The organism is Ktedonosporobacter rubrisoli (assembly GCF_004208415.1).
Taxonomy (GTDB): Bacteria; Chloroflexota; Ktedonobacteria; order Ktedonobacterales; family Ktedonobacteraceae; genus Ktedonosporobacter; species Ktedonosporobacter rubrisoli.
Map to the genome: position 1 here is coordinate 9,342,467 of NZ_CP035758.1, position 11,354 is coordinate 9,353,820.

9 protein-coding genes are annotated in these 11,354 nt (G+C 51.4%); 6 read left to right on the forward strand and 3 right to left on the reverse strand.

The genetic code is table 11. The features are described from left to right. Positions 1 to 163: 163 nt before the first annotated feature. The 6 genes from EPA93_RS40230 to EPA93_RS40255 all read left to right on the forward strand — a co-directional run bounded on the left by EPA93_RS40230 (position 164) and on the right by EPA93_RS40255 (position 5,932). Entirely contained in the window at positions 164 to 1,258 is a 1,095-nt protein-coding gene (locus tag EPA93_RS40230; protein WP_129892935.1) for a thiamine pyrophosphate-dependent dehydrogenase E1 component subunit alpha, read from the forward strand. Continuing rightward, complete coding sequence (locus tag EPA93_RS40235) at positions 1,255 to 2,247, forward strand: alpha-ketoacid dehydrogenase subunit beta (protein ID WP_129892936.1); 993 nt, start codon at positions 1,255 to 1,257, stop codon at positions 2,245 to 2,247. Before EPA93_RS40230 ends, EPA93_RS40235 begins: the two co-directional genes overlap by 4 nt. Before the next feature lie 23 nt (positions 2,248 to 2,270). After that, complete coding sequence (locus tag EPA93_RS40240) at positions 2,271 to 3,632, forward strand: dihydrolipoamide acetyltransferase family protein (protein WP_129892937.1); 1,362 nt, start codon at positions 2,271 to 2,273, stop codon at positions 3,630 to 3,632. Between the two features lie 82 nt (positions 3,633 to 3,714). After that, positions 3,715 to 4,596 (forward strand): lipoyl synthase, encoded by an 882-nt coding sequence (lipA, locus tag EPA93_RS40245; protein ID WP_129892938.1) that lies wholly within the window; start codon positions 3,715 to 3,717, stop codon positions 4,594 to 4,596. A gap of 7 nt (positions 4,597 to 4,603) precedes the next feature. Beyond that, positions 4,604 to 5,401: an alpha/beta fold hydrolase gene (locus EPA93_RS40250; RefSeq protein WP_129892939.1), complete on the forward strand. Its 798-nt coding sequence runs from the start codon at positions 4,604 to 4,606 to the stop codon at positions 5,399 to 5,401. 120 nt (positions 5,402 to 5,521) lie between these two features. After that, positions 5,522 to 5,932 carry a response regulator gene (locus EPA93_RS40255; RefSeq protein WP_129892940.1) on the forward strand — a complete coding sequence of 137 codons (411 nt, stop codon included), beginning with the start codon at positions 5,522 to 5,524 and terminating at the stop codon, positions 5,930 to 5,932. 16 nt (positions 5,933 to 5,948) lie between these two features. On the opposite strand, the gene EPA93_RS40260 is transcribed toward EPA93_RS40255, so the two are convergent. The 3 genes from EPA93_RS40260 to EPA93_RS40270 all read right to left on the reverse strand — a co-directional run bounded on the left by EPA93_RS40260 (position 5,949) and on the right by EPA93_RS40270 (position 11,202). Further along, complete coding sequence (locus EPA93_RS40260) at positions 5,949 to 7,547, reverse strand: serine/threonine protein kinase (protein ID WP_129892941.1); 1,599 nt, start codon at positions 7,545 to 7,547, stop codon at positions 5,949 to 5,951. 200 nt (positions 7,548 to 7,747) lie between these two features. Further along, positions 7,748 to 9,325: a hypothetical protein gene (locus EPA93_RS40265; protein WP_129892942.1), complete on the reverse strand. Its 1,578-nt coding sequence runs from the start codon at positions 9,323 to 9,325 to the stop codon at positions 7,748 to 7,750. A 104-nt stretch (positions 9,326 to 9,429) separates the two neighbouring features. Beyond that, positions 9,430 to 11,202 (reverse strand): MptA/MptB family glycosyltransferase, encoded by a 1,773-nt coding sequence (locus tag EPA93_RS40270; protein WP_129892943.1) that lies wholly within the window; start codon positions 11,200 to 11,202, stop codon positions 9,430 to 9,432. Positions 11,203 to 11,354 lie beyond the last annotated feature (152 nt).

The window sequence follows — 11,354 nt, forward strand, 5'->3', positions numbered from 1 at the left end:
GCCTGCTGGCGTATGGCTGGAGCGGCCCCACCTTTAAACTTCTCTTCAAGCCGAAGCTCGCTTAGCTCCTTACTGAGTGCTTGACTTTCTCAAAAAAGCGCGCGACAATGAAATGAGGGTGTGTGATTTTTTTTGCCACCTTCCGATCCTAAGGAGTTAGTTGATGTCTGGAAAAAACTTAGAGCGGGCTGACCTGCTACAGATTTACCACTTTATGCGCCTCACCCGTGCTATGGAGGATCGCACCCGTACACTCTTCTTGCAAGGGAAGGTTGTCGGTGGCGTCTACACAGCACAGGGACATGAAGCTACTACCGTTGGAGCAGCAATGACGCTGGGCAATGGGGACTTCATCGTTCCTCAACATCGAGATCTAGGAATGCATATGGTGCGGGGCACCTCACCACGCGCGGTCATGTGCCAATGGCTGGCGCGCGGAAATGCGCCTACCCTGGGCCGTGATGGGCAGATCCATATAGGAGATATGCATCATGGCATTGTTCCGATGATCAGTTTGTTGGGGGAATCGTTGCCTGTAGCGTGCGGAGTCGCTCTGACTATGAAGATGCGTAAGCGCCCCACTGTTGTACTGGCTTCCTGCGGAGATGGTGCGACGAATACTGGACCATTTCACGAAGCTGTGAACTTTGCATCGGTGCAGAAACTGCCACTGGTGTTCATAATTGAGAACAATGGCTATGCCTATTCGACTCCTACTTATAAGCAGTTCGCTGTACAAAACCTCTCTGAGCGCGCCAAAGCCTATGATATTCCCGGCGAAACCGTTGACGGCAATGATGTGCTGGCCGTGGTTGAGGCCGTTGGAAAAGCCGTGGAACGTGCTCGTGGCGGGAACGGACCTTCCATAGTTGAGTGCAAAACTTTCAGAGTGCGCGGACATTCTGAAGCCGATAAGGCCGACTACGTGCCCAAAGAGCTGCGCGACGAATGGTTAGCAAAAGATCCAATTAAGCGCTTTGAAGCATATTTAAAGAATGAACAAGTCTTAACAGATGCCACAAAAGCTGAGATTGAGGCGAAAGTCAAGGCAATAGTTGATGATGCTGTACGGTTTGCTGAAAACAGCCCGGCGCCGGATGCAACTACTGTGGCTGATTACGTCTTTGCCCCTGATGGCCCGATAGCGATTGTCGGTGAACCTGGCGCGGATAACTCGCGCTATATCAATGCCCTCGATAGGCGCATTAACCAACCGTTCAGCACCATCAGTAAGGCAGAGGAGGCCGTGGGACGATGACGAGCGAGAAGAAAGTAACCTATTTAGAGGCGATAAGCCAGGCTATTCGTGAAGAGATGCAGCGCGACGAGGCTGTATTTCTGCTGGGAGAAGATGTCGGCACATATGGCGGAGCTTTTAAGGTGAGCGCAAACTTCCTTGAGGAGTTTGGGCCAGAGCGCGTCATCGATACTCCTATGTCCGAGGCGGCTATCATCGGTTCCGCAGTAGGAGCAGCCTTGATGGGCATGCGCCCAATTGCCGAGATGCAATATATAGACTTTATAACCTGTGGTTTTGATCAAATTATTAATATGGCCTCGAAGATGTACTGGCGTGTAGGTATGCCAGTACCGATGGTGATACGCGGTCCTGCGGGTGGTGGTACCAAGGGCGGTCCGTTCCACTCGTCGAGCCCGGAAGCCTGGTTTTTCCATGTCCCGGGCATTAAGGTAGTGGCGCCCTCGACTGCTTATGACGCCAAAGGGCTGCTCAAGGCCTCAATACGCGATAATAATCCTGTGCTCTATTTGGAGCATAAATTGCTCTATCGTATGCCAGAGCTGCGTGAGGAACTGCCTATGGAGGATTATGTGGTGCCTCTGGGCAAGGCCGTTGTGCGCCGCGAAGGCGAGGACATGACGATCCTCACTTATGGAGCTCTGGTCCATCAATGTTTGCGCGCAGCTCAGGTTCTGGAGGAAAGCGATGACCTGGAAGTTGAGGTGCTGGACCTGCGCAGCCTTGCCCCGCTCGATTATGAAACCATTACAGAGTCGGTGAAACACACAAATAAAGTGCTCATTGTCCATGAGGATGTGTTGACAGGAGGGATTGGGGCCGAATTATCTGCACTACTGGCAGAGGATCTTTTCGAATATCTGGATGGGCCTATCACCCGCGTGGCGGCCCCGGATGTGCCCTTCCCCTATGCACCACCTCTTGAAGAGGCGTATCTGCCTAATGCCGAAAAGATTCTTACGGCGGCGAGAAAGCTTGCCGCGTACTAGACTGAGTACAAAGGAGTACATGCATGCCAACACCAGTAAAGATGCCTCGGTTAGGCGAGTCGGTCGCGGAGGGAACAATAGGAGCCTGGCTTAAACAGGAAGGCGACTATGTGGAGCGAGACGAGTCTCTGGCGGAGATTATTACCGATAAAATCAATGCCGAGCTACCGTCCCCTGTCGCAGGTCGTCTCACAAAGATCCTTGTGAAACCCGATGAAACCGTGCCTGTGGGCACCGAGATTGCTTTAATCGAAGAGAGTGCTGATGTCAACGCTACGCCCAGCCCGGCAGCTGAGACGCCACCAGCTGCGCTCTCTGATGCCAAAGGTTCCGGAATTGTCGAAAAGAAGGTCGAGAGCCTCGTGCCGGGGACACATAACGGTGCCCATGCTATAGATACTGCGACGGCGCATACGCGTGAAGAGGAGAGGCAGCGCATTTCTCCCCTGGCCCGGCGTTTAGCTCGCGAGCATGGCATTGATCTCAACGATATTGCCGGCACCGGTGCAGGCGGACGCGTGCGCAAAGAGGATATTCTAGCTTATCTAGAGCAACGGCAGAGCGCGCCGCAGTATAGCGCACCTGTTGCCACAGCGCCGGCTCCAGCCCCGGTCTCCAGGGTAGAAGCGTCTCAACCTGTTTCTCCAGCTTCCACTCCTGTCGCTACCACCTCTGTTGGTGAGGATGAAGAGCTGATTGTGCCGAACCGCATGCGCCTGGCCATTGCCGAGCATATGGTACGCAGTAAGCGCACATCGCCGCATGCCACAACTGTTGTTGAGATCGACATGACCAATATCGCCAAATGGCTTGAGAAGAATAAGGAAGACTTCAAGCGCCGGGAGGGATATGGCATCAGCTATGTGCCTTTTGTCATGAAGGCAGTCTGCGAGGGCATTCGCAAGTTCCCCTTGATGAACTCAAGTTGGACTGAAGATAACAAGATCATCGTCAAACGGCGCATAAATCTTGGTATGGCGGTAGCTACTGATGCTGGCTTAGTGGTGCCAACAGTCTATGATGCCGATCAGTATACGCTGGCTGGCCTGGCCAAACAGGTTAATGCTCTAGCGCAGCGCGCGCGCGCCAATAAGCTGACGATTCAGGATATGCAAAATAGTACATTTGTAGTGAATAATCCTGGCACATTTGGTACAATTATATCAGTACCGATTATCAATCAGCCTCATGCGGGCATCCTGAGCATGGATGCAGTTGTGAAGCGGCCTGTGGTGATAGAGGATGATGCGATTGCCGTACGCTCTATGATGTACCTGTGCTTATCCTTTGATCATCGCATCCTCGATGGTGCAGGAGCCGGAGGATTCTTGCAAGCTGTGCGTACAAAGCTGCAAAGCTATGGTCGAGAGATAGATGTCTATTAAGTAAGTAGCGCCTTCGGCTATCCGATTTAAAGATAGCCGAAGGATGTCAGTTATATCCAAAACTAAAGCAAGGGAAACTGCTATGACGACTATGATCCCAGAGCGTCGGCCGGCCTGGCTCAAGGTGGCTGCCCCAAAGGGAGAAAACTATAAGCAATTAAAGCAGTTGATGCGTGGTCAGTCGCTGCATACCGTATGCGAGGAGGCGCGTTGTCCCAATATCGCCGAATGCTGGGGGCACAAAACCGCAACATTTATGATTCTGGGGCGCATCTGCACACGCAGTTGCCGTTTTTGTGCTGTAGAGACAGGGCGTCCTCTGGGCCTCGATTGGGAGGAACCGAAGCGCGTGGCAGAAGCCGTGCAGCAGATGGGATTGCGTCATGCCGTGGTGACCTCGGTAAACCGTGATGAGCTCAAGGATGGTGGCGCCGCAGTCTTTGCTTCAACGATTCGGTGGATACGCAGATTAAATCCTGACTGCAAGGTCGAGGTTTTGACGCCTGATTTCAAGGGCGATCAGGATGCGCTGCGCGTTGTGATTGATGCTAAACCTGATGTATTTAATCATAATGTGGAGACCATCCCCCGGCTCTATAAGCAGGTGCGCCCGCAGGCTATTTACCAGCGCTCCCTTGATGTGCTCAAATGGGCCAAGGAGATGAATCCTGCCGCCCGTACCAAGTCAGGTTTTATGCTGGGCCTTGGCGAGACCTGGGATGAGGTGATCACCGTAATGCAGGATATGCGCGCGCATGATGTCGATATTCTGACGATAGGGCAGTATCTGCGCCCTTCATTCCAGCATCTTCCTATTCAGCGTTACGTGCCGCTGGAAGAATTTGCCGCGCTTAAGACCGAAGGCAAGAAAATGGGCTTCCGGCATGTGGAGTCAGGCCCCTTTGTGCGTAGCTCCTATCATGCACATGAACAGGCCGATGAAGCTATAAAGACACAGGAGTAAGAGAGCATTGAAAGCAAACATCAATGGTGTCGATATTGCCTACGATGATCATGGCGCCGGCCAGCCGATCATCTTTCTGCATGCGTTCCCGCTCAATCGCAGCATGTGGAATAATCAGCTTGTGGAGTTACTCAAGGAACAGCGATTTCGCCTTGTTGCCCCAGATTTTCGGGGATGTGGTGAGAGTGGGATCAATGCCAGCGTTTCGACCATGGAGATGTTTGCTGATGATATAGCTGGTTTGATGGATTTCCTCGGGATGCAACAGGCATGCCTCTGTGGCCTCTCAATGGGGGGCTACGCAGCCTTTGCATTTCTGAGGAAGTATCCCCAGCGCATAAATGGATTGATTCTTGCTGATACAAAACCCACGGCTGATACTGCAGAAGCAAAAGCTGCTCGTGAACGGCTTGCGCAGCTTGCCGAGGCCCAGGGGCCCGAAGCTGTTGCTGATTTCCAGTTACCCAACCTTATCTCAGATCATACCCGTCGTCAGCATCAAGAAGTAGAGATCCAGATCAGACATATAGCCAATGCAAATACGGGGAGTGGCCTGGCCGCGGCATCGCGCGGGATGGCTCTGCGCCCCGACTCCACTGAGCTCCTGGCCACAGTTTCCTGCCCGGCCCTGGTGGTGGTTGGCGAGAATGATGCCTTGATTCCGCCTTACATAGCTCAGAATTATGCCAGCCAGATTCCTGGAGCGGTTTTTTCGGTAATTCCACAGGCTGGCCACTTAGCAAATCTGGAGCAACCAGTAACATTCCTTGAAACGATACGCGAATTCTTGCTGACAACATTTTGATGACCATGCGGCTAACCGCGTTTTTGGCAACGATAGAGAGGTTTGCATGTATGTTGCGCATGGTCTTTTATCCCTCGAACAGGAGAAAAATAGTCTAGGTGAGGCAATATAGGGGGGTGTATGAACCAGCCTCAACATCATAGTGCGGATCGCCAGCCCGTCGTTCTGGTGGTAGACGACAATCCTGCTATTCGTGATATGGTCTCCTGGGCGCTTGAGCTTGATGGTTATGAGCCTGCAGAAGCCGCCGAGGGCCAGGAAGCTCTTGATTGGATGAATAACGCTGCGCGCGAGGGACGCTACCCCTCAGTTATTCTCCTGGATCTCGCTATGCCTGGTATGGATGGCCAGGCCTTCCTGGAGCGTTTACATAAGCAATGGCAGGCGCTGTATCCTCTTCCGGCAATTGTGGTTATTACGGCCGGCACTGGCGGGCCCGATGCCGTGAGCCTTGGCGTAGAGCAGGTAATCGTGAAACCATTTCATGTACGTGATCTGCTCGATATTATCCATCAGTTGATCATCAAATAGGCCTGTACCTTGAGCATCAACAGCTCCAATTGGCACGCAGAACGTTTTTTCCTCCCGCGAAAATGAAGGAACCGTTGTGGGTGCAGGTAGAGATGATGATACTGATAGAGGTTGTCTGGCCGGGGACAAGCGTACCTGAGGCGGGAATAAATCTGGCTTTTGTTCCGCTGCTTGATGCTGTCCAGTCAAGGTTCGTGTGGATATCTGAACTGAGGCTTAAATGAGCCTGACAGATATAATAGTTATGATACCGGGCGCAGTTGTCAAAGCTGAATTGTGTAGGGTTGAGATGCAGGATTTCTGGCTCCGGTGTGGGAGAAATGGCGCGCGGCACAATCACAGCTGTCCTCATGGGCTGGATAACGTTCTGTTGTACCGAATGCTGCTCATAGGTGGCTATATGTGGCGGAATGCTGATAGCCAGGCTCTGTGGCGCATAAACAGGCATGAGGGCGTAAAGAAATATACCAACAATGCTGCCAACCGTGAGCATGCTGAAGATGAGGATAAAGGCCAGCTCTTGTCGCTTTCCCTGCGGCTTCCTTTTAGCTGTGTGTCGGCCTATTTTTCTAACGTTCTTCTGCTCGTGAAGAACCAGATGTTGTTCTGTGATAGGGATAACAGCTCTGCTAGCTGTCCCGTCTGGCTCTACAATAGCCTCTGCGTCTGGAGCCGAAACGTGGGAATTTTTGGCGTTAGCTAGTAGAGTGATGGCTTGTGTCTGTACGGGGACAATGGCACAAGGATTACTGTTTGCGTTGTCATCTCTCGCTGGCTCTCGCACGGAATTCGACGAGTTCAAGGCTGCCAAAAAAGCTTGAATACTGCTATATCGTTGTGAGGGCTCTCGCGCAAGCGCTTTAAGGGTCACATATTCAATATGTAGGGGGAGCGCGGGATTAAGCCGTGTTGGCGAGATCAAGGTTTTCGTTTTATAGCACACTCCTGGGTTGTGAAGCGATGGTGTGGTGAATGGCTTGCGCCCCGTGAAGAGCTCATAGGCGATGCTGCCCAGGGCATATTGATCTTCCTCTTTCCCTGGAACCGAGATTTTTTGTAACTGGTCGGTACGCGATGTTGCCTCGTTGGCCACAGGGCTGGTTGTTGGCAAGAATGGGAGCAGCGACGTGAATGGCAGATCGGCCAGCAAGGCCTCTCCTTTATCGCTAAAGAGAATGTTATGGGGGCTAAGTTTGCCATGGATGATATTGCGCTGATGGATGTAGTGGAGTGCCTGCCCGATCTGTGAAATAACTGTGAGGGCTTGCTCTAGTGTGATAGGGTAATGTTCTTGTTGCAACAAGCGGTCATGAAGGTTGCCAGCAGCCATATACTTGCTCACAATATAGGGCACACCCTTATCAAAGCCTGCATCGAGGATCGGTAGGATATAAGGATGCAATTGCTTGAAGAGATACGCTTCAGCAAGAAAGCGCTCCTGATCCTGTACTGCTCCAATATAGATAGCGTGTAGGTATTTGATGACTACAGTTTGCCCCGTGGGTAGTGAGGTAGGTTCCGCTAAAAAGGTATAGCTGAGAGGATTGGCAGCAATTTTAGCTGTAAGGCAGTAATTCCCCAGGTGTTTGCCTATGTAATCAGTCGCTGTAATCATGCAGGTCCCTCAATCCGTAAAGCCAGTACTAAATAGAAATAGTTTGTTGATTTCACTACTTTAAAAGCGATATGTACTACAATAGTAGCCGTATTAATGATCTGTGTCAATTGAATAAGATGTATATAGGCAGAAGAAAACCGGCGCCCACTAACTTGCTAGTGGACGCCGGCGGAGATCTAAAGGAGCGGAATGGATGGCTAGCTCCAGCCTATCGCATCAATAAAGACGTTACAGCCTGGTCCATTGCTGGTTGTGCTATTAAATTGGATGCCCAGTTGCGAGGGCTGGCCATTAAATGACTGGGGGACAGTATAACTCAGGCGGTTCCAGGTGCCGGCCGTTAGCGTAACCATACGGTCTGAATGCCATTTGTAGTCGCCATCAACAATAAACACTTTCGCCTGTAAGTTGACAGAATTGCTTGATAGATAGACATATGCTGTAATGGTTTGTCCGGGTTTAGGATAATTTGACAGATTAGCAGAACCTATGGAGAGGTAAGGGAAATTCTTGCTGCTTGTATTACTGAGGCTAGCTTCTAGAGAATGGCTGCCGTCCTTGGCTACACTTGTCGTATTCTGGACATTAGAAATGCCCTGGCTATGCCCGCTCCAACCGCTCAGGCCACCATCTTCGAAGGAGAATACTACAGGCCCCCCGGGCTCATTGGCAGCTGTCGGCGTAGCCTGGCTGGCAGCATTAGCGATAGGGGTAAGTTGATTTTTATCGACAATGATGTTCTTATATTGGGCTTCAAGGGCCTGCCCCTGGGCAGTCAGGGTATCGTCATTGGAAATGAGTGTAATAGCTCCATTGGTACACGAATATTGCATAGCGGCAAAGATGTGGTTGGCCGCCAGGGTCTGAATAGCCTTTGTCGTCCAGGTCGACATAAAATTGCTATCGGTAAGCTTTCCATCATTCGGGTTAGCATTAGGAGCGTAATTCCACTCGGTAATCATGATGGGCAACTCTTTGCCAAGATCAGTTTGCATAAGGCTGCGTGCATTGGCGATATGTGTATTCCAATCGCCGATCTCGGTTATACACCGGCTTGCGCTCCAGGAGGAATCGCATGCATACTCATGCCAGCTAATCGCATCGGGGCGCGGATTTGCGTTCTGCAAGAAAGCTCCCAGGTATTTGCCGTCATAATGATAATTGACAGGGCCAATAAATTGTCCATTGAGAGCTAGCTGTTTCAACTGGGGGACCATCTTGTTCCATGAAGTTGTATAGCGATCGGCAGAAATTCCGGCCAGATCGTCTTCGTTGCTATATTCATAGTAAACAATATTGTGGCCAAAGACGTCGTTCATGATTTTCACAATCGCCGTATCTTCAGCCAGGGCGTTGGGAGTTTTTTCCTCCCCATGGAGCACTACCAGCGGCGTCGCCCCAAGATTTTTGATAACCTGGGCGGCTTGCGCCACAGTGGTATCGTTAAGGCTGCGCCGGCTGGGCATGCGAATAATGCGCATATGTAGCTGTTGGAGAAGCTGACGCGTGGTGGCTGAGGTCAAAACCTGGTCCTGAGCATCATAGAGGCCCAGATTAGTGCCAAAGAGAAACGGCGAAATAGCCTGGCCATTGCCGTTAGGGGCTGACCCGGTTGGTGTTACCGAAGGTGTCTGATTGCCTTGCCCTGGCTGGTTTCTATTCGCAAGGAACCAGGCACTGGCTCCAGCTAGCAAAACTATAACAATTAGACCTGCAATAAGTGCAGGAATAAGTAAGCCCTTCTTGCGCCTGGGTTGTCCTGGTGTGGGTATCATACCTTTGAACTCCTAAATTTCATTTTAACAGACTCTCAGGATAGGCATCGAGTACAGATAGAAATATAGATTTTAGTAAGGTCGTTCATAAATATATCATCTCTCTATTTATTGATTAGCTTCTGGCTAACTGCCTGGGACTTTTGCCTGTGCAGGACAAGAGATAAGGCCCAGATAGTAAGTGGCGGAACGAGCCAGGCCCATAATCCGCGCAGGTATGTCCAACGGAAGCCCGGCAACCAGGCGACAAAGCTTGTTGACGGGGCCCATGTATGAAAGCAGTAGAGGCTAAGCATACTAAAAGCTAGCATGCATACCAGCCAGGGCGAGCTCCAGCGCGCGAGAAAAGCTGGCTTGCGTATATTTCCTCCGCCTGTGGCTTCCAGCAGTGCGAATAGACCAAAGAAGATAGTTGTGTACCAGGGCCAGAACCAGGGCGAACCCAGTATATTGTAGAGAAACCAGGCCAGCGCCATCCATCTGATAAGCTGCAAGACGGTGAAGGAAGAAGGCGCTATGCTCAATGGGCGTAATTTGATTGCTGCCCCGATAGTTTTCCAGCAAAGCAGGCAGTAGGAGATAGCAAAGAGCCCAAGACTGGCCAGGCGCAGGGCGTTTTCGGCCGGCGAGCCTGCATCGGCAGCCAGGGGATAGCCGGCGAGATGCACGATACTGTTATAGAAATGGCTCAAGAAATCTGGAAACGTGTTGATTGCGCGATAAGTGCCAGGGTTGGCGTGCAGAAGATTCAGAATAGCGCCTCCTTGCCAGAAGGGAGCATAGAAGGCAATAATTAGTCCACCATAGAGTACTAAGGTTATAATTGCAGCGCGCAGTTGGCGGGTTTGGGCCCATATGAAAACAAGCAGGCCCGGCACGAATAGCGCGACGTTGATTTTGAGACAGGCGGCGAGAACCAGTAGAATGGTTGCCGGTATATAAGCAGCTGGCCTGATCGTTGTCGTGCGCACAAGAAACCAGAGCGCGAGCAAGACGAACAGGAGAACGATGGTGTCGTTGTGGGCGTTGACACAGGCCTCGAAGAGGAGCAGCGGATTCCAGGCGAAGGCCAGCGTAGCCAGGGTGCGTGCGCGCTCTCTTGCTGGCGTGAGAGGGATCTTCTGCTGACGTAGGAGATGGCCGGCTATTGCCCAGACGAGTAAGACAGCGCAAACATGTGAGATCAGCCCAAGCACACGCAAGGCCAGAACCATCATGCCGATATTTTGTGGGCCGAAGAAGAGCTCTATAAGCCATTGTAAGGCGCAACTGAGTAGCGCCCAGGTTGGCCCGTAAGCCGATGGTTGATCTATCCAGTAGAGATGAGGATAGATGGGATCGTGTTGTATATCTCTTGGGATAGCTACAAGCGGGTTGAGGTGATAGATTACACCCATGCGCGCATAACTAATGTATGACAAAATATCAGGTGAGAGAACGACAGGCATAAGAATGCAAGTTGTGCCTAGCAAGATTGTGGCCAGGATAATAGCGCGCCGCCTGACGAGGCGAGGCAGATAGAAGATCGCTCCCGCGTAGACCACAAATATAACTATAAATGCGCCGAGCAATAATCCTGTTGCCTGCCAGCTTTGGGCCACGGTAGGGGGCACATCTTTGAGCTGAAAGAGCGTAGGAGTGAGCTCCTTACCGGGAAAGAGTAGGTGAGCAGGGAAAAGGAGCCACTGATTAAGCGGTATAAGTAGGGCCGCGTGAAACCAGAGCCCATGTAGAGGTAATATAGCTCCCGTGAGCAAAAGGGCGAGCTCTGCGCTGAGCAGAAATGTATATGGTAACAGGCGCTCAAACTTACTGGTAGCTGGCTGCTTAATGTGAGCACTCTCATCCTGTTGGACCTGAGATAGTTTCGTTGACACGTCTTCCTTTCCATCAAGGATTTCTATAGCGCGAGGAGAAGTGAGATACAGGCAACTTCTTTTCTTTCCTGCTGCGCCTGTCTGAAGGTGACAAAAAGCGCGCTTCAGGGTTGCGAAAAAGACCTGGCTGCTACTCTGGGGTACTGTACTAC

Bases quoted from the DNA above. Each gene is read 5' to 3' on its own strand.
- EPA93_RS40230 (WP_129892935.1), top strand. From the start codon at position 164: ATGTCTGGAAAAAACTTAGAGCGGGCTGACCTGCTACAGATTTACCAC.
- EPA93_RS40235 (WP_129892936.1), top strand. From the start codon at position 1,255: ATGACGAGCGAGAAGAAAGTAACCTATTTAGAGGCGATAAGCCAGGCT.
- EPA93_RS40240 (WP_129892937.1), top strand. From the start codon at position 2,271: ATGCCAACACCAGTAAAGATGCCTCGGTTAGGCGAGTCGGTCGCGGAG.
- lipA (WP_129892938.1), top strand. From the start codon at position 3,715: ATGACGACTATGATCCCAGAGCGTCGGCCGGCCTGGCTCAAGGTGGCT.
- EPA93_RS40255 (WP_129892940.1), top strand. From the start codon at position 5,522: ATGAACCAGCCTCAACATCATAGTGCGGATCGCCAGCCCGTCGTTCTG.
- EPA93_RS40260 (WP_129892941.1), bottom strand. From the start codon at position 7,547: ATGATTACAGCGACTGATTACATAGGCAAACACCTGGGGAATTACTGC.
- EPA93_RS40265 (WP_129892942.1), bottom strand. From the start codon at position 9,325: ATGATACCCACACCAGGACAACCCAGGCGCAAGAAGGGCTTACTTATT.